This window comes from Massilimicrobiota sp. An80, assembly GCF_002159255.1.
Taxonomy (GTDB): Bacteria; Bacillota_I; Bacilli_A; order Erysipelotrichales; family Coprobacillaceae; genus Allocoprobacillus; species Allocoprobacillus merdigallinarum.
Genome location: NZ_NFHI01000006.1, coordinates 44,708 through 71,076 on the forward strand (window position 1 = coordinate 44,708; position 26,369 = coordinate 71,076).

Consider the following 26,369-nt stretch of genomic DNA (forward strand, 5'->3'; position numbering starts at 1 on the left):
ATAAAAAATTAATCCAAAGATAAAGTTTTATTTCTTGACAATTAAAGGACAACTCTTAAAACAATGCAAAGTATAAAGCCAAAAATATCAAATATAGAAATAATAAGAATATTAAATATATTGAGTGATAAAGTTAAATGAGTTATTGAGGAAAAAGCATTAAATATAAAAATTGAAATAGTTGCCATAAGCAACCTCATAAAAATGCGTGTTCCTTTCAACAAAAAAATCACCTCATTTTAATATATGAGATGATTAGATTTTTTTTCTTCCTTCTAATGATTTTAATAAAGTCAATTCGTCAGCATAATCTAAATTACTTCCTATTGGTAATCCATTAGCTATTCTAGAAGCTGGAATATTCTCTTTTGAAAGAAGTTTAGCTAAAAATAAAGCTGTTGTTTCACCTTCACGTGTAGGATTTGTAGCAATAATAACTTCTTTAATATTGTCATTGAGACGTTCAAACAAAGAATGAATATTTAAATCATCAATTGTTTTACCATCCATAATGGATATAGTTCCATGTAATACATGATATAATCCATGATATTCTTTCAATTTTTCCATTGCAAAAACATCTTTAGGTGATTCTACCACACAAATAGTTGTCTGATCCCTTGTTGGATCCTGACATATATCACATATTTCTCCTTCGCAAATATGTCCACACTTCTTACAATAATGAATTCGTTTTTTCAAATTTAATAAGGCATCTGAGAATCTTTCAACTTGTTGTAAATCCATTGAAAGAACATGATAAACAAGTCGTTCAGCTCCTTTTGTTCCAATACCTGGTAACATTTTAAAACATTCAACCAGTTCTTCAAAACTTTGTGGATATTCCATTATAGAAATGCTGATACATCAACACCATTGGTAACTTGATTTAATGTATCTTCCCTTTCTTTAGAAACTTTAGCTATTGTTTGATTAATAGTTGCCATTAATAAAGCTTCCATATTGTCCTGATCTTCTTGCATTAAAGAAGGTGCAATATGTAATTCAATAATAGAAAGATTCCCTTTCATCTTTCCAACAATCAAATCATCCTGACTATTGAATTCAAATTCTCTTTCATCAAATTCCTTCTTTGCTTTATTGACTTTACGTTGCATTTGTTGCGCTTGTTGTAATAGATTTCCAAAATTCATATTAATCCTCCTTAAATTCTACAATATCTTCTCCAAATAATTGAATCGCAAATTCTTGTGCTTCAGTCATATCAACATGATCTAAATCATGACTATCTATATGCTTTAATGTTAATTCATGAGGTTGAGGTAATTGACCTTTTCTCTTTAATTCAATAAAATGGCTACGCATTTTCAACCACTCATCCTGCTGAATCGCAATAAAACGATACTCACTTCCTAAAACTTCGCTAAGAAAAGCACTTAACTGTTTATAATTCTTATAATAATTAACAGCATTAACAGATGGCTGATATTCAAAAGAAATAATAAGTCCACCTTCACATGCAGCTACTGCTGTTCCATCACATAACATACTTGCACTTTTAGCCATGTTCAGATTAGCTAAATATCTTTTAATAATTGGCCATCTTTCTTGAATACTTTCCAATATTGTTCTTTTGGCTTGAACAAGGATATTCATAATATCAGCTTCATCTACCTGAATTTCATCATCAACAGTTGGCTCAATATCCTGTTTTTGTTCAAATTCAAAAGTGGGAATATCATCATTTTCATGACTTTCTAAAGATGAATCATCAATGCTTTCATCAATAATCTCTTCTTGAACAGGCTCTTCTATCACATCATGATGATCTTCTTCAACATCATGATGGTCCTCTATAATCACATCACTTTGTTTAAGTTGTTGAATAGGCTGTTCAGGTACTTTTACAGTTTCCATATGAATAACTTTTTCATCTTTTATTTGATTACACATTTTTAAAATAGCTAATTCAAAATAAACGGAAGGATTGATTACTTTCGCATATTTTTCACTGGCATCCATTAAAATATCAATAAAATCTAATGCTTCTTCACAACCCATATACGGTACAATTAAATCTAAGTAATATTTAGATAAAACAAATAAAATAGATTCATCATGTGTATTACGATAAATAACAACATCTTTTAAAATATCAACTAAATCTAATGTTAATCTTTTAATATCTGTTCCATTCATTTTCATATCATCTAATAATGATAAAGCTTTTTTCATATCTTTAGAAAGAATTGTTTTTATAAAATCAATCTTATTTTCTAAAGAAACAATTCCATATATCTGATTCACATCTTTTACAGTTAAATGTTGATCATTATAAGCAAGACATTGTTCTAAAATAGACAATGCATCACGCATTCCACCATCAGCCAGTTTTGCAATCAATTCCAATGCCTCATCATCACATTCATAATGTTCCTCATTAATAATATCTTTCATACGATGAACAATATCTTGAATGCTTAATTTAGTGAAATCAAATCTTTGGCATCGAGAAATAATTGTCGGTAATATTTTGTGTGGTTCTGTTGTTGCAAAAATAAATATAACATGAGTTGGAGGTTCTTCTAATGTTTTTAATAAAGCATTTGAAGCACCTGGTGACATCATATGAAATTCATCAATAATATAAACTTTATATTTTCCTTGTGTTGGTGCGTATTTGACCTTTTCAATAAGATTTCTCACTTCATCAACACCATTATTGCTGGCAGCATCAATTTCAATAACGTCTGGATGCGTACCTAAAGTTATCTGTTGACAATTCTCACATTGATCACATGGTTTAGGAGAACCTGTACAATTAACAGCTTTTGCTAGTAATTTAGCAATTGTTGTTTTTCCAGTTCCTCGTGGACCACAGAATAAATAAGCATGAGCAATTTTATTTTCATCAACAGCATGTTTTAAAGTTGTAATAATATGTTCTTGTCCAGCAACATCTTCAAACTTTTGCGGACGATAAACACGATATAATGTCTTATATGCCACCTCTATCAACTCCTTGTCTTGTCACATTATAACATAAAAAAAGATATCTTTCGATATCTAATTATTATCCATGATTAACATTAAAATATCAATAAAGATATTAACAAAATCCAAATACAGTTCAAAAGCACAAAACAATATTAATCCTTTTTGGTATTCTTCTGACGATTGTTCATACATTGTCGAAATCATCTTGAAATCATATAAAGTAATACCTGTAAAAATTAATAAATCTAAAAAAACAATAATATAATAAAGCATTGGTGCCTGAATAAACAATAAAATGATATAACCAATAATCATGACTGGTAATACTGATATACAGACTTTAGCGATATTTGAAAAACTTGAAGTCGTATATTTTGTAATGGTATATAACAAACCAAAATAAGCACATGTTAAAGCAAATGCTAAAGCTGTTATATAAATAGAAACTGATGCTAATATAAATGAAAAAATAACACCATTAACAATTGAATATAAGATAAAAAATCTTTTCACAGATGAAAATGATAATTCATCTATAGGTTTGTCTATCTTTTTATTTAATATCCATACAAATGCGATTTCAATAATAACTGAAATTATTAAAACTGGAAAATAAAAAGGTATTAAAGCATAGATAATCCCAGAAAAAATCACTAATATGGAAGTTATAGCCGTTATGCCTACGCCAAAGAAAACCCATTTGATAACTTCAGACAAGAATTTTTCATAATTCATTTGTTTCGTTAACATCTTTTGATCCATATATCTCACCTCTAAATATAGTATATCATATTGATATGGATAAATGATGAAAGTCTATAAGATAATATCAAAACATATGCTTAAGATAAAAAATCTGCATTAATGATTTCTTTTTCCTTTAAAATATTGGGACAATAATAAACAGCATTGTTTTTCTAAGATTCCTGAAATCACTTGAGGCTGATGATTAAACTCATGATTTGCTAAAAAAGTTGATAATCCATGCCATCGTTGTCCTTTAGCAGCAAAAACAACTTTTTCTATACGACTTTGAATAATAGCTCCACTGCACATAATACATGGCTCTAATGTTGAATATAATGTACAGCCATCTAAATGCCAATTGCCTAATTTTTGACAAGCTTCTCTAATTGCAATCATTTCAGCATGTGCCGTTACATCATGGGTAGATTCTTTTTGATTATAAGCCTTTGCGATAATCTCACCATCTTTGACAATAATAGCTCCAATAGGCACTTCATCAATGCCTCTTGCTAAACAAGCTTGCTGATAAGCTATTTTCATATATTCTTCATCACTCATAATCTCACTCCTTAGAAAAAAAGCCACTACACATAAACGGACATTCTTAATGCTGCTACCTTCCGGTCCTGACATGGTTCGAAGCCGCCTATTGTAATGGCAAAATCTATTATAGCATATTTCTTATACAAATCAATAAAAAATTCTATTTCCCAATAAATCCATCTTTTCCTTTATAAAACTTCAACTTTTGATGATAAGTTAAATAATTCATGTTCTATTGTTAATGTTTTAAATCACTACGATAGTTTTAAAAAGGATACTGTTATTTCATATTCTTCTCAATATTAAATAACCTTCTAAACACCAAAATTATCTAAATGATATCTTTATGACTGTCTTGAATATAAATTTGATATGTACGAATATTCAAACAAAATCATTATTTATCTTTATATATAAACTTAAAAATTATACAATAATATATATCACTCAATATAAAGGAGATTTATATGAAAACAATAAAAATCATTTTTTTTGATATTGATGGAACACTTATTGATATGAATAAAAAACAAATATCTCAAAAAATGCTTGAAACATTAAAAAGATTAAAAGAAAATCAAATCAGAATCTGTTTAGCAACTGGTCGAACACCCATGAGTTTACCACATTTTGATGGGATTGAATTTGATGCTTTCTTAACTTTTAATGGTTCTTATTGTTTTACAAAGGATCAAGATATTTCAAACTTCCCTATTCCATCTTATGATGTTCAACAAATTATTCAAAATGCCAAAAAACTACATAGACCATTATCCATTGCTACAAAAAACAGAATTGCCAGCAATGGAAAAGATGATGATTTGGTACAATATTTTGACTTTGCCAAAATGAAAGTAGAAGTTGCTGATGATTTTAATGAAGTCGCTAAAGATGAAGTTTATCAAATAATGGTTGGTTGTAGAGAAAAAGATTATTCAATTCTTATGGACAATGTAGAAAATGCTAAAATTACAGCATGGTGGGATAGAGCAGTTGATATTATTCCTGCTCAAAGTGGTAAAGGTATTGGTATTCAAAAAATTCTTGACTATTATCAATTAGATGCATCACAAGCTCTCGCTTTTGGTGATGGAAATAATGATATAGAAATGTTACAAACAGTAGGGACAGGTGTTGCAATGGGAAATGCTTCATCACAAGTGAAAGAGATTGCTGATGATATATGCGGTCATGTATGTGATGATGGTATTTATCACTATTGCCTTTTACATCAGCTTATATAAGATCTAAGCTGCATCTTTGCAGCTTTTTTATATCTTTATAAAATAAAAAAATGCCCCGGATTTTTATCCAGGACACCCTGTCATTTTTGAATCTTAACCAATTCTTTCTTTTCCACCCATATATGGTCTTAAGACTTCAGGAATAGAAATACTTCCATCTTCATTATAATTGTTTTCAATAAATGCAATTAATGCACGTGTACTTGCTAGAACAGTATTGTTAAGAGTTGCAACATAATATGTTCCTCTTTCACCTTTTGTACGAATACCTAAACGTCTAGCTTGCGCATCTCCTAATGTAGAACAAGATCCGACTTCAAAATATTTCTTCTGTCTAGGTGACCATGCTTCTACATCACAAGATTTAACTTTTAAATCAGCTAAATCTCCACTACAACATTCTAGTGTTCTTACAGGAATATCTAAACTTCTAAATAATTCAACAGTATATGACCACATTTTATCATACCATTCCATAGCTTCTTCTGGTTTACATAAAACAACCATTTCCTGTTTTTCAAATTGATGTACACGATAAATACCACGTTCTTCAATACCATGAGCACCAACTTCTTTTCTAAAACATGGTGAATATGAAGTTAATGTAATTGGTAATTCTTCTTCTTTAACAATCTGATCTTTAAATTTACCAATCATACTATGTTCACTTGTTCCAATGAGATATAAATCTTCACCTTCAATTTTATACATCATAGCATCCATTTCTTCAAATGACATAACACCAGTCACAACATCACTTCTAATCATAAATGGAGGAATACAATAAGTAAATCCTTTATCAATCATAAAATCTCTGGCATAAGATAACATGGCTGAAGAAAGTCTAGCAATATCACCCATCAAATAATAGAAACCATTACCACTTGTTCTTCCACTTGCTTCTTTATCTAAACCATTTAATTTTGTAATAATATCAGCATGATATGGAATTTCATAATCAGGAACAACAGGATCTCCATATTTTTGAATTTCAACGTTTTCACTGTCATCTTTTCCAATAGGTACACTATCATCAATAAAGTTAGGAATTTTCATCATCACTTCTTTTAATTTTGGACCTAATTCAACTTCTTTTGCTTCTAATTCTTTTAAAGTATCAGCCATTTCACTGACTTTTCTTTTATTTTCTTCAGCTAAATCTTTTTTCCCTTCACGCATAAATTGTCCAATTTCTTTAGATAATGAATTACGCATAGCTCGAAGTTCACTTGCTTTTGTCAGAGCTTCACGATATTCTTTATCTAATTCAAAAGCTTCATCAACTAAATGTAAACGATCATGCTGAAATTTCTTTCGCATATTTTCTTTTACAGCTTCTGGATTTTCTCTTAGTATAGCAATATCAATCATTTTTCATTTCTCCTTTTTCAATAAAATAAAAAGCACCTTTCACAAGGGACGAATTTATCGTGGTGCCACCCTATTTCTTATCAAACTGATAACTTTTATGAGATAACGGTTCAACCGGAAGTGATTAGCTTCTCTTATTGGTAGATTTCAATGTTTCCTCATACTGATTTACACCAACCATCAGCTCTCTATCATGATTTCACATTTACTTATCCAATGCAACGATTTGATATACTGATTATAGCATAAGACTTGATAATTTCAATAATTATTTAATCAAAGAATACATTATCATGTCATGAAACTCACCATTTTTAAAGCCGTTCTTACGTAAAATACCTTCTCGTTCAAAACCACATTTTTCTAAGACTCTTTGTGAGGCTGGGTTATAATCAAAAGGAGCCGCAAAAATTCTCTCTATATCACTATGTTCAAAAACATATTGACATGTCTGTTTCACAGCTTCACTCATAATACCTTTTCCCCAATAAGAATATCCTAAATAATATCCTAATTCTGCACTTCTACGATAAATATCATCTTGTCTTAAAACAGAAATACTGCCAACAACATGTCCTTCATATTCAATCGCAAAAGCAAAGATTTCATTTTCATCAGCAGATAACATAGCATCTATATAATCATAGGCATCCTGTAAATGATATGGGTAAGGTATACGATCTGTTAAATTATTTAAAACTCTTAAATCATTAATAGATTGTTGTAAATCTTGAGCATCTTCTCTTTTCCATTTTCTAATCAAACAAGTCATCCTCATAACACCTCTGTTTCTTATAAAAAATTATATCATTTTTAATAATTACAAACAAATGAATCAGTATATTGACAATTAAAAATGCATAAACTATAATGAAAATGTAAAAAGAGCAACCGATAAACGGTTATGCCTTGGATTTTGTGAAGTAAGAATAACTACCTCAACTTTTCCAGAGACAGAGGTAGTTATTTTTTTATGCTCTTATCAATAATAATAAGAAGCATTTTCACAATCAAACTTATTAATGTCACAAGGAATGTCAGCATTCCTAATACTATCGTGATCATTTCATAAGATGTCATGTCAATCACCTCCGCCATTCATATTTCCATCAAATTGATGGATATCTATGTTAACGAAGGATTACGTACCTTCGATCAAGACGACCAAGGCATAACCACCTACCGCTATTGTTGCTCATATGCATTATATCATTCATAAATATCGTATTCTATAATGTTTAGAAAGAATGATTTTATTTTTAAAATTTACTTTTAGCAAATATCATTCTTTGTATATTGACTTCTAAAATAACATAAACTATAATGTAATTGAAAAGGAACAGCCAATAAGCGGTTATGCCTTAGATTTGTTTGAGAAAAATAACTATCTCAATTTATCCTAAGCACGAGGTAGTTATTTTTTGTACTCTTATCAATAATAATAAGAAGCAATTTCACTATAACACTTATCATTGTCATGATAAATGTCAGTATGCCTAACATTATCATGACCATCTCATAAGATGTCATGTCCATCACCTCCGTCTTTCATATTTCCATTTATTAAATGGATATCTATGTCAATGAAGGATCACGTGCCTTCGTCCCACGACTAAGGCATAACCACCTACCGTTATTGCTGTTCCATCTGCATTATATCAATATCAAAAATTAGATTCTATATTATCTAGAAAGTGTAGATTTATTTTTGACATTTACTTTAAGCAAACACAGTAATTAAAAAAGTAAACTCAATTTGAGTCTACTTAACTATGATAAATATCTTCATCTAACATATTTTCTTTTTTACCAACAATAACAGAAGTTGCCGAATCTCCAACAACATTTAATGATGTCACAAGCATTTCAATTGGTCTATTGATTGCTAAAATTAATGAATAAGCCAATAATGCCCCATCATTTGTATATCCCATACCAGTCAAAATAGTAAATAAGATAACAGCTCCTGCTCCTGGTGCAGCAGGTGTTCCTACTGATGCAATTAAAGCAAGAAATGCAATGACTGCCATAGATGTTAAAGATACATCATAACCAGAACTTGCTGCAATAAAGATAGCTGCAATAACTTGCATGATGGCTGTACCATCCATATTGATTGTCATTCCTAATGGTAAAACAAATGAAGCTATTTCATCACTTACACCCAATTCATGAACTGTTGTTTCTTTATTTAATGGTAATGTTGCTGCACTTGATGATGTTGAAAAACCAAATAAAGCAACTTTTGGTATTTTACGCATAAATGGTTTTGGATTGATTTTTCCCATCACCATTAAATAGATAGGATAAGCTATAAACAGATAAACAAACAAAGCAAATAGAACTGTTAAGACATAAGCTAAAGCAGGTAATAAATAATCAATTCCATAGATTGCAAATGTTCTTGTTAATAAACAAAATATTGCATATGGTGCACATTTTGTAATTACAAATGATAAACAAACTGAAATAATATCACTACATTCAATTAATAATTTCTTTAATGTTTTTGTTTTATCTTTTAATTGATTCATCGCAAGTCCAATCGCTACTGCTAAGAAAACAACTGCTAAAACATTCCCGTTATTTGTAAATGCATTAATTAAATTATTAGGAATCACTGATACAATGATATTTAATGGATTAGAACCTACAGCTCCTTGTTGAATCACTAAGTTATCAGCATGTACAGCATTAAATGCTCCTAAATGATAAACAATTGAACCAATAATACCAGCCCATATTAAAGCACAAACTGTTGTTATAAGGAATGTTCCTATTGTTTTAGAAGAAATTCTTCCTAGCTTCTTTGTATCAGTAATAACACAAATAGCTAAAATAATAGACACAAATACCATTGGAACAATAATTAATTGTAATGCATTTACAAATAATTGCCCTACAATATAAAATATCCCAATTGCATTATTAGCACCTTCAGCTGTAATGTCTTGGAATAATACATTATTAATAGTATTCCATAAAGATTCCTGTCCACTTGCTAATAAGTTTTCTCTTAATAAGATACAACCTAATCCAGCAACCAAACCACAAATTAAAGCAATAATCATTTTCTTCGCTAATTTCTTACCACTTTGTTTTGATTTCATATATAACCTCCCACTTATCTCCAAACTTCTAACATTATACTATAAACTTTACATATTTCAACAAAAAATGACAGAACTTTAAGATTCTGCCATCTTTATTTCAATTTTATAATCATCTGAAGATGAATACATTGATTCTACAAATGTTTGTATTATTTCTTTAGCTTTATTTTGAGCTTCTTCCAATAATCCTTTCTCTTGTGCTTTACTTTCCATGCTCTTTTTTTGATCTATCGCAAATTGATTATAATCAGTAATACTAATCTGATTAAATATATTTTTTGTTTCATCAAAAACTTCAATACTTTCCTGATCAATTTCATGAGATAGGATTTTAGCTTGTGGTATTGTTATATCAATATTTTGACCATGAACATTGACTTCTACTAAACTCATATCAATACCAGCCTTAATTTGACCATCATATGATAAAATGAAACTCTTTGTTGTAAAAGGGACTTTCCAACCATAAAAAGTCGCCTGGTTTTCATATTTTCCCATATTGGTATAATTATATTCTACACTTGCTAGTTCGCTAATACCTTGAATTTGTTGTGACAATAAATCACTTGTTATAGCTGTTGGTTCTTCACCACTTGGCCATACTTTTCCAACAAAAAAGAAAACAACTGCTATCACAACAATAACAATAATATTTTTTAAAGTTTGACTAATTTGTATTTTTTTCATTCATTTCACCTACTTACAAACATTGTAGAAAAGATCAAGATATTTGTCAAATATTGTTGAAATGATATGAACATATAAAATACACATAATTTTCAAAACTTCATGATAATCTATAAATAAGGAGGTATGATCATGGCTAAATATTCTTGTGAACTTCATGGTTCTTTCAATCATTTCTGTCAATTTTTAAAAAATGAATTAATAAATTCAAGTTTTTCAGCTTCAATAGAAGATGAACATTATTATGATATACACGATGTTCATGTTGGTATTTTAATATTAGAGAGATATAGTTATACAGGAGGAAACCGATTAAGCTTGTCTATTACTATAACAGAATATCAAAATCATATTCAGGTCACTGCCATTAGTTCCGGTGGAAGTCAAGCAATGTTCTTTAAAATTAATACCTTTGGTGAAGATGCTTTTTTAGATAAATTTAAAGAAGCTATTAAAAATTATAAAAACAAATAATTTAATACATTTTATTTGAACATCATTCTAAAAAAAGATTTCTACATAATTGAAGTAGAAATCTTTTTTACATTCCTAATGATGCTATATATGATTGCAATGATGATTCACCAAGTACACGTACTCGTGGTAATTTTGTTGGATCCTGACCTTTTTTTACTTTTCCATACTCTGTTGTAAAAGCACATAAAATTCCAGCTTCTTGAATAGCTTGTTGTCCTTGTACTGTGACATCTCCATATGGATAAGCAAAAGCTTCTGTATTTTCAACAATATTTTGAGCCTTTAATAAATCTTCTTTAATTTGTTCCATATTTAAAGCACTGATAATACCACCATGTCCAATATTTCCTCCACCTTTATGCATATCATACGAATGAGATTGAAAAGTAATATACTCACTGGCATATTTTTTTACTTTTTCTTTTCCATTTTGAGATGCAATAATAAATGAAGTTGCTGGAATCTGATATTTTTCTAATAATGGAATACCATACTTTAAAAACCCTTTTTGTCCATCATCAAAGGTTAAAATAACACTTTTCTTTGGCAAATCAATTTCACCTTTTATATAAGCTGATAATTCCTGATATGATGGAAAATAAAAATCTTGTTCTTTTAAGTATTTTAATTGTTCTTCTAATTTTGAATCAAGAATATAATTTGTATTTATCGTTTTTGGTAAATCATCTGGAGTATAGACATAATGATACATTAAAACAGGTATCCCATGACTATTTTTTTCAAATTCATTGACAACATGTACGATTCTTTTCTTAGAACAATAGATACCTTCTTTATTTTGAACAGAATATATAATCTCATAATCGCCAACCTTTTGAGTATCAACTTTTCCTGTGATTTTAACTTGATCAGTCAGATTACCTTCATTTTGATCAATAACATGACATCCTGATTCTATATACTTCTGTCCTTTTAAAACATAAGTATCCTGAGATCCATTTAAATTCATAACGATTTGTTTATTATTTAAGACTTCAACAAGACGTTTAACAGTCTGATTTTTGTATTGATATTTAATTTCATATTGTCCTTCTTGAGATGTATCAACATTCCCAATCATTTCTACATCTTCAAGATTTGTTCCCTTTTCTTCATAAATAGAATTTAGCATGAAAACTTCTTTTTCATTTCCTATTAATTCTAATGTTTCTGTTTTTCTAAACACAAACCAAAAAATCAAAACAATCATAACAATGATAGGAATGAATGTTATCATAACATGTTTTTTATTGAGTTTTCTCATTTTTTCCTTCCCCATAAGAGAATAGTATGTCCTACGACATACTATTCTTCTTCATTATCTTCAGTTTCTTCTTCAGATTTATCAACAACTTCTACACTTGAAACAATTGATCCTTCAGCAACTTTAATCAATCTAACACCTTGTGTATTTCTTCCAGCAAGTTTCACTTGTTCCATTGGAAGTCTAATCATAATACCTTCACTTGTCATAATTAATAAATCTTCATCACCATTAACAGCTCTTAAAGCTACCAATTGTCCTGTCTTTTCAGTCGTATTAATGGTTTTTACACCTTTACCACCACGATGTGATTCACGGTAATCTTCTATTGGAGACATCTTACCATAACCATTTTCACTTATAGCCATAATATATTGTCCTTCTCCATTTGTTGTCATACCCACAACATGACTACCATCTACATTAATACCTCTGACACCTGATGCTGTTCTACCCATTGGTCTGACATCATTTTCATTAAATCTAATTAATTTTCCATTAGATGCTGCAACGAGAATTTCTTCATTTTCTTTTGTTAATTTCACAGCAACCAACTGATCTTCATCTTTTAAATTAATCGCAATCTTACCAGACTGTCTAATATTTTTAAATTCTTCAATAGAAGTTTTCTTAACTAAACCATTTAATGTCACAAAGAATAGATATAGATTCTTTTCTTCATCAATATCATCTTTATCAATAGAAATCATAGATTTAACACTTTCATCTTTATCTAGATTTAATAAATTAACAACAGGTAATCCTTTAGCAGTTCTACCAAATTCAGGAATATTATACCCTTTTAAACGATAGACTTTACCAAAGTTTGTAAAGAATAATAAATCATCATGAGTACTCATATGAATAAGAGCATCCACAATATCATCCTCATTGGTTCCCATACCTTTGATACCTCTACCACCTCTATTTTGTGTTTTATAAGTATCAACAGGCATACGTTTGACATATCCATTAGAAGTTAAAGAAATAATCACATCTTCGACTGGAATTAAATCTTCATCTTCTAAATCAAATGTTCCTTGAATAATTTCAGTTCTTCTCTTATCAGCAAATTTAGCTTTAATTTCTAATAATTCTTTTTCAATAATTTCTAATATTCTTTCTCTTTTTGCAAGAATATCTTTTAAATCAGCAATCAATTCTAATAATTGATTTAATTCATTTTCAATCTTTTCTCTTTCCAAACCAGCTAATCTTTGAAGCTGCATTTCTCTGATTGCTTTTGCTTGTCGATCAGACATATCAAATTCATCCATCAATCTCTGTTGAATAATTTCTGTTGTTCGTGATGAACGAATGAGTTCAATAATAGCATCAATCTGATCTAATGCTCTTTTTAAACCATCTAAAATATGAGCACGATCTTCAGCTTTCTTTAAATCATAAGCTGTTCTTCTTCTAATCACTTCTTCTTGATGATCAAGATAGTAAGTAATCATTTGTTTTAGATTTAAAGTTTGAGGTTGGTTATTCACTAAGGCAATAGAATTAACACCAAATGTTGTCTGTAAAGCTGTTAATTTAAATAACTGATTTAAAATGACTTCTGGTTGAACATCTTTACGAAGTTCAATCATAATACGAATACCTTCACGGTTAGATTCATCACGTATTTCTGTAATACCTTCAATGCGTTTTTCTTTAACATGTTCAGCCATTTTTTCAATTAAACGAGCTTTATTGACCATATATGGTATTTCAGTAACAACAATAGCTTTTTTACCACCATGAATATCAATAATATCCGTTTTCGCTCTCATGACAATTAAGCCATTACCAGTTTCATAAGCTTTTTTAATCGCTGATTTACCTAAGATATAAGCTCCTGTTGGAAAATCAGGTCCCTGAATATAATTTTCCATTAATTCTAGAATCGTAATATCAGGATTATGAGAAACAGCCAATATGGCATCAATGACTTCACCTAAATTATGAGGTGGAATATTTGTAGCCATACCAACCGCAATTCCTGTTGTCCCATTGACTAATAAGTTAGGGAAACGTGATGGCATAACTTCTGGTTCTGATTCTTCACCATCATAGTTAGGAATAAAATTGACTGTATCTTTATTAATATCTCTCACCATTTCCATAGAAATCTTAGACATTCTGGCTTCAGTATAACGTTGTGCTGCAGCGCCATCACCATCAATAGAACCAAAGTTTCCATGACCGTCTACTAACATATAACGATAACTGAAATCCTGTGCCATACGAACTAAAGCTTCATAGATTGAAGAGTCACCATGAGGATGGTATTTCCCCATAACTTCCCCAACAATACGCGCTGATTTCTTATATGGTTTATCACTATAACATCCAAGTTCATTCATTCCATGCACAATTCTTCTTTGAACAGGCTTTAATCCATCTCTCACATCTGGTAAAGCTCTTTGAACAATAACTGACATGGCATAATTGATAAAGGATTGTTTCATTTCTTTTGTTAATGATCTTTTCTTAATTCCACGTTCTTCCATTTTTTCTCTCCTTTACTATAAGTCTAATTCTGCCATTTGTGCATTTTCTTGAATAAATTCACGTCTTGGTTCAACTTTTTCACCCATCAACATATCAAACATAGCATCAGCCTGCATCGCATCATCTAAATCAATTTGCCATAAAACACGATGTTCTGGATTCATTGTTGTATCCCATAACTGTTCAGCATTCATTTCTCCTAAACCTTTATAACGCTGAATAGAAATTTTGGCATTTTCACCAAGTTCTTCTTTTTTCTTTTCCAATTCATAATCAGAATATAAATAATATTCTTCTTTTCCATGTTTCAATAAATATAATGGTGGCTGTGCAGCATACACATATCCTTCTTCAATTAATGGCTTTAAGAAACGATATAAGAATGTCAACATCAAAATACGAATATGTCCACCATCAACATCGGCATCGGTCATGATGACAATTTTATGATATCTTAATTTACTAATATCAAATTCTTCACCAATACCCGTTCCAAAAGCTGTAATCATCGAACGAATTTCAGCATTCCCTAAAATTCTATCTAATCTTGATTTTTCAACATTTAAAATCTTACCACGTAATGGCAAAATGGCCTGAGTTCTACGATCTCTACCCATCTTGGCACTACCACCGGCAGAATCCCCTTCGACAATGAATACTTCACATTCACTAGGATCCTTAGATGAGCAGTCAGCTAATTTACCTGGCAAGGCAATACTATCTAATGCTGTTTTTCTTCTTGTCATTTCTCTGGCACGTTTAGCTGCCATTCTGGCACGACTTGCGACAATGGCTTTATTGATAATAATTTGTGCAGTATTTGGATTTTCTAATAAAAATTTATCTAACGCTGTTGAAATGATATTACTTGCGATTTTTCTCACTTCAGCATTTCCTAATTTTGTTTTTGTCTGTCCTTCATATTGAGGATCAGGATGTTTCACTGAAATAATTGCTGTTAAACCTTCACGGCAATCATCCCCACTTAAAGATTCTTCATCTTTTTTCAGGAAATTATTATTTTTTGCATAATTATTAATGACTCTTGTTAAAGCAAGACGGAAACCTTCTTCATGAGTTCCTCCTTCATGCGTATTAATATTATTACAGAAAGAATAGATATTTGGCTGATATCCATCATTATATTGCATACCAACTTCAACCTTAATATCATCTATTTCATCTTCTACATAAATAATTTCTTCATGAATAGGCGTTTTATTACGATTTAAATAAGCTACGTATTCTTTGATACCACCTTCATAGTGATATTCATTTTTCTTATGTGGTGTCTGTCTATGATCTTCTAAAATTAATTTCAATCCTTTATTTAAGAAAGCTAATTCACGGATTCTTTGATTTAATGTTTCATAATCATATACAGTTGTTTCTTCAAAAATCAAAGGATCAGCTTTAAAAGTAACTGTTGTTCCAGTATCATCACAATCACCAATAATCTTTAAATCTTCAACAGGTTGTCCACCTTTTTCAAATCTTTGATAATAAATATGACCATCTCTATGTACATAAACTTCTAACCATTCACTCAATGCATTAACGACGCTGGCACCAACACCGTGTAGACCACCAGAAACTTTGTAGCCTCCACCACCAAATTTACCACCAGCATGTAAAACAGTTAAAATTGTTTCAACTGTACTCTTACCAGTTTTCGCATGAACACCTGTTGGCATACCACGTCCATTATCAATAACCTTGACAACATCGCCTTCTTCTAAAATCACTTTAATTTCACTACAAAATCCAGCTAAAGCTTCATCAATAGAGTTATCAACAATTTCCCATACCAAATGATGTAAACCTCTAGAAGACGTTGAACCAATATACATACCTGGTCTTTTTCTAACAGCTTCTAATCCTTCTAAGACTTGAATATCAGATTCATTATAACTGTGTTGAACTTTATTTTCTTCCATAGCTTTCTCCTTTCACATTTCCATTTTCAATGACGATTTTCTTTGCTTTATCTATAACCTGATGATGAATACCATCAATATTTGTTGAAGTTAAAAAAGTCTGAACCTTTCCTTCAATTAAATTCAATAACTTCGTCTTTCTTGTATCATCTAATTCACTTAAAACATCATCTAACAACAAAACAGGATATTCTCCGATTTCTTTTTTAATCAATTCTAATAAAGCGATTTTGATTGCTAAAACAATAGATCTTTGTTGCCCCTGTGAAGCATAAGTTATAGCATCCTGTTGATTTAAACACATCAGCAGATCATCTTTATGAATACCATGTGTTGTCTGTTTAAAAGCAATATCTTTTTGATAATTCTTTCGATAATCTTCTAAAATACCTTCATAACTCATATCTTTATAATGTGTTTTATATTGAATTGATAATACTTCCTGATGTAAAGCAATATAATCATACATTTTCGTAGATATCTCATTTAATAATTCAACAAATTCAATTCTTTTCTTTAATAATTGAACTTGTAATCGTGCCATCTGTTCAGATAAAACCTCTAAGTAATCATCAGCTTTTAAATGTTTTTCATTTAATAATTTCAAATATTTATTTCTTTCTTTTAATAATCTTTGATATTTATTAAAATCATACATATATATAGGTGATATTTTAGATAACTCCATATCAATCAATTTTCTTCTTAATTTTGGACTCCCTTTTATTAACATTAAATCCTCAGGAATAAATAAAACAACATTTAAATAACCAACATAATCACTTGTTTTTTTAATTTCATTATGATTAATCAAAGCTTTCTTTCCTAACTTTGATAAAACAATCTCTAAATTTAATGTCTTTTGATTATTAATAATCTGTCCTTGAATTTTCGCAAAGTCCTGATCAAAATAAATCATTTCATCTATGACTTTTGTCTTAAAACTTTTAGACATTGATAAAATATATATAGCTTCTAATAAGTTTGTTTTTCCTTGAGCATTTTGACCAATTAAAATATTAATAAAAGGATCAAATTTTACTGAACAATCAATATAATTTCTAAAATTCTTTAATTGAATACTATGAATCTTCATTAATGATTAGATATTCTTGTCCATCAAAAGAAACAATATCCTGATGATAGAGCTTTTTCCCACGTCTTGTTTCTACTTCACCATTGACAAGAACCAGTCCATCACTAATGACTAATTTAGCTTCAGCTCCACTACTTACAGCATCAGCTAATTTAAGTAATTGTCCTAAAGTAATATACTCACTATGAATTGTAACTTCTTTCATATATTTATCACCCATACTTTCATAACCTGAACTATTATATCACAAAAACATCAAAAATGATAGTTTTTATGGCTTATATTCAATATTTATAAAAAAAGTGATAAATCTCATTTTTATATAAAAACCTCTTATAAGCTAAATATAAGCTAAAAAATGATATATAGTCTTTTTGACTACATATCATCTTTTAATGTTTCTATAATATTCTGTTTTCTAAAACGATTTAATCCTAATTTAAATGTTAAGATCATCACTATCATCATCACAATAAATGATATCAAATAAGCTATCCATGATGGTCTAAAAGGTATAGTGTTAAAAGATAAATTATATAATAGAAATTCTATTATTATACAGAATGGTAAACTATATACAAATGATTTTATGCCATAAATAGAAGATTCTTTCCATAACATTTTTTTCATATCATTGACACTCATTCCTATACTCATGAACATTGCAAATTCTTTTTTTCTTTTTTCTATGCTGGCACTCATCATGTTTAAGATATTCATTAGTGTAAATATCAACATAATTGTGACAAAACCATAAACAAATATCTCTACAATTGTCATAAACTCAATTCTTTCCTGATTAGCTGATGTTTCATCGTAACTGCTTAATCCATAAGATTCCAATTCTTGATTTAATTGTTCATGTTGTTGTGTCTGAATATAAATTTCTATATTCGTAGACCCAAACTCTTTTTCAAAATAGTCTGTGGAAACAATAAAAGTTAATTCATAAGGATTCATTATATTATATTCATCAGATGTTTCTATCATTTGAATATCTTGAAAATTTTGAATATCTATCTTCTTTTCTTTTTCAGTTTTTTCATCTAGATAACTGATATATATATCTTGAATGAAGTTTCTGTCCATTTTTTTATAAACTGACGAAATTTCTGTTTCATTTTCACTTAAGATTAAAGATTGATTATATGTTAATGCTAAATCATTTGATGGCTGAATACCATTATCCTCACATAATTGATTAAATCTTTGATCATCTATACACTGAATATAAATTCCTATAGTTTTTGGACTTTCATATGTTAAATAATCAGGATTAATATCTACATTAACAAATTCTAATCCTCTCAAATAATAGTCATTATCATATTGACTGTTATTTAAAATATCAATGACATCTTGTCTATTTTTCATTTCAACGTCTGAAACTGAAATATCATAATCATGAATACCACTTTCTTTTTTGACAGTATTAATAAAATTTTTACCAAAACTTGTCATAGAAACAAAGATAATCATTGATAACATTAAGGAAATAATAATAACTCTGGATTTGATTCCTTGTCTTTTATAATTTTTAATAGACAATTGCCATGAAACATTTAAAAATTTTGATAAAAAACGATTTAATTGAAGTCTTTTCTTTTTCACTTTAACTTCATCACTTTTCGTTAAAGCATCCATCACAGATATTTTTGATATTCTTCTTGCAGGTATATATAATGCGATAAAAGTAATCAAAAACGAACCTATAATAACGAGACATAAATATAATGGTGAGATTTGCGTATGAATAGATAAGTTGAGATCTTTTAAAATTTTCATTTGATTAGCAAATGAAAAAGCAATATTTAATCCTATAAAACTACATAGAATTCCAAATGGTATCGCAATAACGGATAATATGAATCCTTCAAAATAAACAGAACATTTCTTTTGTTTAGGCGTAGCACCTACGCTTGAAAGCATCCCAAGATATTGAATACGATCTGTTGTTGATAGATGGAATGCCTGATATATAATCATCACAGATACAAAACTAATAATACCAATCATAATATAAATCATATGATATACATCTGTATATCCAGCAGTTAAACCTTCTTCAAAGATATTCTGTACAGCCAAATAAGATGAATTATATGGTATATAATATTTGGAAGATGTTGTACTCTCCATGTTTTGTATTTTTTCCTTTAAATTTTGTACATGCTGAAATATATTTTTGGAAACATCTTTATCTTTAATATACATTGTATAATCTTGAGTTAAATCTATATAAGAAAATGCCTGATATATATATCCCATGAAATCTTGAGATTGATAACTATTCATAAATCCTACAATTGTATATGTTTGTTGATTATCAAATGTTATCTGATCTCCTATTTTTTTATCAATATGATTCATTTTTAAAAATTCTGGTGTTATGACAATTTCATTCTTATTAACAGGTAATCTTCCATCAATAATATAATCATAGAGTCCTTTCTTTTGAAAATATAATGAATCACCAGACTTCATATATAACTGTGAATCTTGATAATCAAGTTGTGTTGTACAAGAAAAATAATATTCATCGACTTGAGAATCATCTTTTATTAAATCAATAATTTCTTGTCTATTATCAACAATGCGATAATGGTAATCTCCTCTTGTTTTTTCTATATAACTTTTATAATAGGCTTTACCTGATGAAAAAGCTATTCCTACACAGCTCATCATGATCACTGATACCATAATACATAGTAATGTCAATAAACTTCTTTTTTTATTGGCTTTCAGATATCTTAAGGTCAATGTATTCATGATTTTCATTTTCTGATAACCTCATCTTTTTTTATCTTTCCATCTTCTATCACTATGATTCTATCTGCCTGCATCGCTATATTTTCATCATGAGTAATCATAATTAAGGTCTGTTTATATCTTTTTTGTGTTAATTTCAGTAAATCTATGATTTCTTTACTGTTTTTTGAATCAAGATTTCCTGTTGGTTCATCCGCAAGAACCAGTGATGGCGCATTCATCAATGCTCTTCCTATTGATACACGTTGTTGCTGTCCTCCTGAAAGTTCTCTTGGTAGATGTTTTTCTCTTGATTTCAAATCTAATATACGTAGTAATTCATCCAGTTTTTCCTGATTCACTTGTTTATTATCCAGCAATACTGGCAATGTCATATTTTCTTCAACGGTTAATATAGGAATTAAATTATAAAATTGATAAATCAACCCTACTTCCCTTCTTCTAAATATGGCTAATTCATTTTCATTCTTTTTATAGACATTCTGTCCATTGACAATCACTTCACCACTTGTTGGTTTATCAACACCACCAATCAAATGCAGTAATGTACTCTTCCCTGATCCAGATGAACCTACAATAGCTATAAATTCACCTTTTTCAATAGTAAATGAAACATGATCTAAGGCTACAACCTTATTTTCATCATTTCCATATATTTTTGTTAAATTTTTAACTTCTAGTATTGCCATATATTCTCCCTCCTCAATTGTATTGTATCAAATAAAAATGACAAACCCGTGACAATAAAGTGACAGATTTGTCATAATCAAATATCTATACATTTTCTTTATATAAATGAATTGTAAATTTTGTGCCAGGATATGTATTTTCTACTTGAATTGTTCCATTTTGTTTTTCAATAATCATAGAACTCAAAGCTAAACCTATACCTACACTATCCTGCTTTGCATTTTTTCCTTTATAAAATCTTTCAAATAGATGAATTAAATCTTCCTGATCAATACCACAACCATTATCTTGAATAATGATTTCATCATATAAAGGATTTTGATTCATTTCTATATGAATGATTCCATTTTGTTCAACATGTTCTATACAATTTTTTAAGATATTAGATACAGCTTCTAAAGTCCATAAAATATCACATTTGAATATCTCTGATTCTTGAATATTAATTTGTAATTGAATATCTTTCATATCTATTTGTATTTCAAATGGATTTAATAACTGCAAAACAAAATCTTTCTGTGTAATACTTTCCTGATGAAAAGTGACTGTCTGGGCATCTAATTGCGCCATTTTTAATAAACTCATCACGAGCCATTCAATTTTATCTAATAATTTCTTTTCTTCTTTTAATAATTGTCTTTTTTCATTGCCTTCTGCTTTCTTTAATCTTTCATGAATTAAATTTAAAGCTGTTAAAGGTGTTTTCATTTGATGAGATATATCTTCCAGATATTCTTTTAGAATCAGTTTTTCATTTTCTAATAAATGATTTTGTTCATAAATCTTATTGACTAATTTACATATATCACTCTCTAAGATAGAAAGATTTCCCTCTTTATATTTTTGAATATAAAAATCATTATGATGAAATAAAATATCATTGATTTGTTTAGAAATAGAAATAATTTTTTTATTTTGTTTATAGATGTAAAAACATAAACTAACTATAATACAACATAGTAAGAATATAATGATATACATGATCTAATCTCCCAGTTGATAACCCAATCCCCTTTTGGTTTGTATGATTTGGGGATGTTGAGGTTGATCTTCTATCTTATTTCTTAATCTTTTAATATAAACAGTCAAAGTATTATCATTCATATCTTCACCTGTCATCTGATAAAGTTCTTCTAATAAAAATTCTCTTGCTAGTAAATGATGAGCATGTTGTACAAATATTAACAATAATTTATATTCTAAAGCTGACAAAAAGATTTGCTGATGATTTTTAAAGACTTTAGCCTGAGAAATATAAACTTGAAGATTCTGATATTGGAATATCTGATCTTGTTTTTTATATCTTCTTAAAATATTTTGAATACGTGATAAAAGTATTCGAGGTTGAAATGGTTTTGATATATAATCATCTGCTCCTAAATCAAGTCCTGTAATAATACTAAATTCATCACTTTGGGCTGTTAAGAAAATAATAGGAATATCATAATAAGCTTTAATTTCATTATATAAAGAAAAGCCATTACCTTCTTTTAATGAAATATCTAATAAGATTAAATCTATAGATTGTTGTTGGAGTATTTGCATAGCCTTTTTTTGACCATCAACAGCTATTAAATGATAACCATTTTCTCTTAAATAAGAATTTAAATGCTTAACTATTTGTAAATCATCTTCAACCAGTAAAATTTTTTCCATAATACCACCATTCAAATTATAACAAAAAAAGCTAATCGTGAATAGATTAGCTTAATAAGTTCTCACAGGTAAAACCAATTGAATAATATCTTCTCTTTCAAAGTCTTTAATAATAAATGGTTTCATTTCACCAGTAAATAAGACTCTCACTTTTTGTCCGTTAATACTCTTAATAGCATCAGTTAAATATCTGGCACTAAATGAAATTTTTAAAGGTTCACCTTTATAGAAAGCTCTAGATAAGTTTTCTTCTACTGACCCAATTTCTTGAGAGAATGAAGATAAGATCACTGTATCCTGATTCATTGTGAGTTTAACGATATTTGTTTGTTCATTTGTCAGTAATGATGCTCTATCAATAGAATTTAATAAACTTGTGCTATCAATACTCATAGAGTAATCAAAACTATCAGGAATTAAGCGACTTGTATCAGGGAAAGTTCCATCAATTAATCTTGTTTGAATTAAAACATGATCAAAAACAAATAAAACTTTACGATCAGATACATATAAATCAATCAGTTCATCTTTTTCAATAATACGGCTGATTTCAATTAAACTCTTTTTAGGAATAATAATATTAAATGAAATATCAGAATCAATATTTAAAATACGTTTTGCTAAACGATAACTATCTGTCGCAATACATTCTAAAACATGATCTTTAGCTTTGAAGTTAACTCCTGTTAAAACAGGTCTTGTTTCTTTTTCACTTGTCGCAAATGAAGTTTGTTCAATGGCTTCTTTTAAATCAATAGATTTCATCTGTAAATTAACACCTGTTTTATTTAAATCAATACGAGGATAATCAATATAAGATGTTCCATTTAAATCAAAACGAGAGTTAGCTCCTTCAATTCTTGTAAGTGTTCCATCTACAATAAAAATATGTACATCTTCAGAATCAATCTTTTTAATAATTTCTAATATATATTTAGATGATAAAACAACACTACCAGGTTCAATAATATCAATATGGTCTTGAATACTTGTTTGAATTGTAATATCACTATCACTACCAGTTAAAATAAGTTCATCTTCTTTTAAATCAAATTTAATACCAGTTAAAACAGGTAATGGACTTTTTATAGAAACAGCTCTTGAAACTTTAGTTAGAGCATTCAATAATTCCAATCTTTTAATCTTAAAATTCATAAATGATCTCCTTTATATTTTATATTATTTAAATAATAACATAATAATAATATTGTGCACAATATGCATAAGTGAAAAAAAGTGACGTTTTATTCATTGTTTTTTTATTTTTATGATGTGCATAAGTTGTGGATAAGTGTGCATAACTTTTACACAAGTTTCTTTTTAATATCTTGAATAGCTTGACGATAATTCATATCTTTTTCTAATTTCTGTTGAACTTTATGACAAGCTTTCATGACAGTTGAATGATCTCTTCCACCAAATTCATGACCAATTTGAATGAATGAAATATCTTCAATGAGTTCTCTGACTAAATACATGGCAATATGTCTTGCGACAATAATACTAGATGTTCTTGATTTAGAATTAATTTGAGCGACCGTTAAATTATAATAATCAGCAACACATTTCTTTATATTTGAAACAGTTAATTCTTTTTTTTGTGTTGGCTGACTATAAGAATCACTAAAGGCTTCTAAGGCAAAATTCAAGTCAATAATATCTAATTTTTTACCACATATGAGCTTATAAAATAATAATCTTTTTAAACTTCCTTCTAGTTCTCTGACATCAGTATTAAAATGAGTGGCAATAAAGTCTAAAACTTCTTCCGTTATTGGATAATCAACATTTTCAATTTCTATTTTCTTTCTTAAAATGGCTTTAGCCGTTTCAAATTCTGGTGTATCAATACTTACTGTTAAACCAGATGAAAATCGACTGACTAATCGACTTTCCATTCCCTTTAGATCACGTGGCGGTTTATCTGAAGTAATGACAATCTGTTTTTTATTACTAATTAAAGTATTAAAAATGTTGAAAAAGATCTCACTTGATGATTCTTTTGTAGCCATGAATTGAATATCATCTATTAATAATATATCCATTTGACGATATTTATAGTTAAATTCATCCATTGCATGGTTAGCTAATGATTGAATATATTCATTCACAAAGTTCTCACTTGTTGTAAATAAAACATTTATAGATGGATCACGTTTTTTAGCATAATTTCCAATAGCATTTAATAAATGTGTTTTTCCTAATCCTGAATTACTATGAATAAATAATGGACTATAAGAAATACCAGGTTTCATAGCAACCGCTAAAGATGCATTTTGAGCAATTCTATTACTGTTTCCAATAACGAAATTATCAAAAGTCAAATCAGGATTTAAGTGATCATCAAAATGTAATAAATGTTCTTGTTTGGCATGACTTTGTTTAAAATCTTCTTCAGTCATTAAATGTAGCTGATAGTGTCCATTTGTGACAGTATTGTAGATTTCCTGTAAATGCGTTAAATAAGGTTCTACAACATCTAAGCTCCATTTTGTATCAATGGTGATCGTCACGACACTTCCTACAATGTCTTTGATTTCTAAGGTAGTGAAAAAAGAATCAAAAGTAATTTTATCTAATCCATAATCATCAAGTTTTCCTTGGAATAAACTTAAAGTTTTTTGCCAGTTCATATCTAAATTGTTCATTTTCACCATCTCCAAGACACATTATAAAGGAAAAAGTGAATAAATAGAAGATGAAAAAAAATACGCACAAGTTATTCACATAGTTATGCACATCAAATTATATTGAATTGACGGGCTTTTTTTAGTTTTACACAAATTTCATGATATCGAAATTGTGCATAAAAAGTTATGCTATGTGCATAATTGTGCACAAAATGATTTTATTTTTTTAATTCACATAAAAAGAAACAAATAATGCACAAGAAAAATGTCGATATAAGTGAATAAATGTAGAGTTATGCACAATTGTGAATAACTTTTAAGCGTTTGTGCATAAGTTGTGAATAGACGTAAATACTCATGATAAATGATATGCACAAATGAAAGTAAATAGAACTTTATCAGGAAAGAAAATGCTTGAATAATCAAATAATTTTCTATATTTTCATTGACTTATAAAAGCAAAACCCATATAATAATGGGGCATATGTTATTGTGTATAAAAAATTTATTATTTTGGAGGTGTAATCAATGAAAAGAACATATCAACCAAATAAGAGAAAAAGATCAAAAACTCATGGTTTTAGAGCTAGAATGGCAACAGTAGGCGGAAGAAAAGTACTTGCTCGTCGCCGTAAGAGAGGAAGAAAAGTTTTATCTGCCTAAAAAAATTCCACTTTAATGTGGT

The 26,369-nt window shown here is 28.8% G+C and carries 24 protein-coding genes, 1 other RNA gene and 1 other annotated feature; of the genes, 3 read left to right on the forward strand and 22 right to left on the reverse strand.

Annotation, left to right across the window (positions count from 1 at the left end; all coding sequences use genetic code 11):
* Positions 1-41: 41 nt before the first annotated feature.
* The 7 genes from B5G32_RS02955 to ffs all read right to left on the reverse strand — a co-directional run bounded on the left by B5G32_RS02955 (position 42) and on the right by ffs (position 4,367).
* Complete coding sequence (locus B5G32_RS02955) at positions 42-200, reverse strand: pro-sigmaK processing inhibitor BofA family protein (RefSeq protein ID WP_224759505.1); 159 nt, start codon at positions 198-200, stop codon at positions 42-44.
* A gap of 55 nt (positions 201-255) precedes the next feature.
* Complete coding sequence (gene recR, locus B5G32_RS02960; RefSeq protein ID WP_087245066.1) at positions 256-849, reverse strand: recombination mediator RecR; 594 nt, start codon at positions 847-849, stop codon at positions 256-258.
* Positions 849-1,154 (reverse strand): YbaB/EbfC family nucleoid-associated protein, encoded by a 306-nt coding sequence (locus B5G32_RS02965; protein ID WP_087245067.1) that lies wholly within the window; start codon positions 1,152-1,154, stop codon positions 849-851. The genes recR and B5G32_RS02965 overlap by 1 nt, the downstream gene beginning before the upstream one ends.
* 1 nt (position 1,155) lies before the next feature.
* On the reverse strand, positions 1,156-2,970 hold the full coding sequence (gene dnaX, locus B5G32_RS02970) for a DNA polymerase III subunit gamma/tau (RefSeq protein ID WP_087935809.1): 1,815 nt from the start codon (positions 2,968-2,970) through the stop codon (positions 1,156-1,158).
* A gap of 57 nt (positions 2,971-3,027) precedes the next feature.
* The gene (locus B5G32_RS02975) at positions 3,028-3,720 is read right to left on the reverse strand and encodes a Bax inhibitor-1 family protein (protein WP_087935810.1); all 693 of its coding nucleotides are present in this window, start codon (positions 3,718-3,720) and stop codon (positions 3,028-3,030) included.
* A 99-nt stretch (positions 3,721-3,819) separates the two neighbouring features.
* Positions 3,820-4,263, reverse strand: coding sequence for a nucleoside deaminase (locus B5G32_RS02980; protein ID WP_087935811.1), 444 nt, complete (start codon positions 4,261-4,263; stop codon positions 3,820-3,822).
* A 16-nt stretch (positions 4,264-4,279) separates the two neighbouring features.
* Positions 4,280-4,367, reverse strand: an RNA gene (gene ffs / locus B5G32_RS02985) — signal recognition particle sRNA small type.
* 348 nt (positions 4,368-4,715) lie between these two features.
* Between ffs and B5G32_RS02990 the strand changes: the two genes are divergently transcribed.
* A complete protein-coding gene (locus B5G32_RS02990; RefSeq protein ID WP_087935812.1) occupies positions 4,716-5,492 on the forward strand; it encodes a Cof-type HAD-IIB family hydrolase in 777 nt (258 codons plus the stop codon).
* A 93-nt stretch (positions 5,493-5,585) separates the two neighbouring features.
* Here B5G32_RS02990 and serS read toward each other — a convergent pair whose 3' ends face one another.
* The 4 genes from serS to B5G32_RS03010 all read right to left on the reverse strand — a co-directional run bounded on the left by serS (position 5,586) and on the right by B5G32_RS03010 (position 10,663).
* A complete protein-coding gene (serS, locus tag B5G32_RS02995) occupies positions 5,586-6,863 on the reverse strand; it encodes a serine--tRNA ligase (RefSeq protein WP_087245072.1) in 1,278 nt (425 codons plus the stop codon).
* A 41-nt stretch (positions 6,864-6,904) separates the two neighbouring features.
* Positions 6,905-7,094: a binding site (T-box leader), on the reverse strand.
* 37 nt (positions 7,095-7,131) lie between these two features.
* Positions 7,132-7,626, reverse strand: coding sequence for a GNAT family N-acetyltransferase (locus B5G32_RS03000; RefSeq protein WP_479684581.1), 495 nt, complete (start codon positions 7,624-7,626; stop codon positions 7,132-7,134).
* Between the two features lie 1,003 nt (positions 7,627-8,629).
* The gene (locus B5G32_RS03005) at positions 8,630-9,973 is read right to left on the reverse strand and encodes a dicarboxylate/amino acid:cation symporter (RefSeq protein ID WP_087935814.1); all 1,344 of its coding nucleotides are present in this window, start codon (positions 9,971-9,973) and stop codon (positions 8,630-8,632) included.
* Positions 9,974-10,051: 78 nt separating this feature from the next.
* Positions 10,052-10,663: a DUF4230 domain-containing protein gene (locus tag B5G32_RS03010; RefSeq protein WP_087935815.1), complete on the reverse strand. Its 612-nt coding sequence runs from the start codon at positions 10,661-10,663 to the stop codon at positions 10,052-10,054.
* Between the two features lie 132 nt (positions 10,664-10,795).
* Here B5G32_RS03010 and B5G32_RS03015 point away from each other — a divergent pair, with 132 nt between their 5' ends.
* The gene (locus tag B5G32_RS03015; protein ID WP_087245076.1) at positions 10,796-11,137 is read left to right on the forward strand and encodes a DUF6054 family protein; all 342 of its coding nucleotides are present in this window, start codon (positions 10,796-10,798) and stop codon (positions 11,135-11,137) included.
* A 67-nt stretch (positions 11,138-11,204) separates the two neighbouring features.
* Here the strand turns inward: B5G32_RS03015 and B5G32_RS03020 are convergent, their stop codons facing one another.
* From B5G32_RS03020 to dnaA, 11 genes are all read right to left on the reverse strand, one after another.
* Complete coding sequence (locus B5G32_RS03020) at positions 11,205-12,404, reverse strand: immunoglobulin-like domain-containing protein (RefSeq protein WP_143746578.1); 1,200 nt, start codon at positions 12,402-12,404, stop codon at positions 11,205-11,207.
* Between the two features lie 41 nt (positions 12,405-12,445).
* The gene (gyrA, locus tag B5G32_RS03025; RefSeq protein ID WP_087935816.1) at positions 12,446-14,905 is read right to left on the reverse strand and encodes a DNA gyrase subunit A; all 2,460 of its coding nucleotides are present in this window, start codon (positions 14,903-14,905) and stop codon (positions 12,446-12,448) included.
* Positions 14,906-14,920: 15 nt separating this feature from the next.
* Positions 14,921-16,843, reverse strand: coding sequence for a DNA topoisomerase (ATP-hydrolyzing) subunit B (gyrB, locus tag B5G32_RS03030; protein ID WP_087304829.1), 1,923 nt, complete (start codon positions 16,841-16,843; stop codon positions 14,921-14,923).
* Positions 16,830-17,939, reverse strand: a complete 1,110-nt coding sequence (gene recF / locus B5G32_RS03035) for a DNA replication/repair protein RecF (RefSeq protein ID WP_087935817.1) — start codon at positions 17,937-17,939, stop codon at positions 16,830-16,832. Before recF ends, gyrB begins: the two co-directional genes overlap by 14 nt.
* A complete protein-coding gene (gene yaaA / locus B5G32_RS03040) occupies positions 17,926-18,144 on the reverse strand; it encodes a S4 domain-containing protein YaaA (RefSeq protein WP_087245096.1) in 219 nt (72 codons plus the stop codon). Before yaaA ends, recF begins: the two co-directional genes overlap by 14 nt.
* 173 nt (positions 18,145-18,317) lie before the next feature.
* Positions 18,318-20,717, reverse strand: a complete 2,400-nt coding sequence (locus B5G32_RS03045; RefSeq protein WP_087935818.1) for an ABC transporter permease — start codon at positions 20,715-20,717, stop codon at positions 18,318-18,320.
* Entirely contained in the window at positions 20,714-21,397 is a 684-nt protein-coding gene (locus tag B5G32_RS03050) for an ABC transporter ATP-binding protein (RefSeq protein ID WP_087935819.1), read from the reverse strand. Before B5G32_RS03050 ends, B5G32_RS03045 begins: the two co-directional genes overlap by 4 nt.
* A gap of 85 nt (positions 21,398-21,482) precedes the next feature.
* Positions 21,483-22,379 carry a sensor histidine kinase gene (locus B5G32_RS03055; protein ID WP_239386180.1) on the reverse strand — a complete coding sequence of 299 codons (897 nt, stop codon included), beginning with the start codon at positions 22,377-22,379 and terminating at the stop codon, positions 21,483-21,485.
* A 3-nt stretch (positions 22,380-22,382) separates the two neighbouring features.
* Positions 22,383-23,054: a response regulator transcription factor gene (locus B5G32_RS03060; RefSeq protein ID WP_087935821.1), complete on the reverse strand. Its 672-nt coding sequence runs from the start codon at positions 23,052-23,054 to the stop codon at positions 22,383-22,385.
* A 51-nt stretch (positions 23,055-23,105) separates the two neighbouring features.
* Positions 23,106-24,209, reverse strand: a complete 1,104-nt coding sequence (gene dnaN / locus B5G32_RS03065; protein ID WP_087245085.1) for a DNA polymerase III subunit beta — start codon at positions 24,207-24,209, stop codon at positions 23,106-23,108.
* A 149-nt stretch (positions 24,210-24,358) separates the two neighbouring features.
* On the reverse strand, positions 24,359-25,702 hold the full coding sequence (gene dnaA / locus B5G32_RS03070; protein ID WP_087245086.1) for a chromosomal replication initiator protein DnaA: 1,344 nt from the start codon (positions 25,700-25,702) through the stop codon (positions 24,359-24,361).
* A 510-nt stretch (positions 25,703-26,212) separates the two neighbouring features.
* Between dnaA and rpmH the strand changes: the two genes are divergently transcribed.
* Positions 26,213-26,347, forward strand: coding sequence for a 50S ribosomal protein L34 (rpmH, locus tag B5G32_RS03075; protein WP_003535525.1), 135 nt, complete (start codon positions 26,213-26,215; stop codon positions 26,345-26,347).
* Positions 26,348-26,369 lie beyond the last annotated feature (22 nt).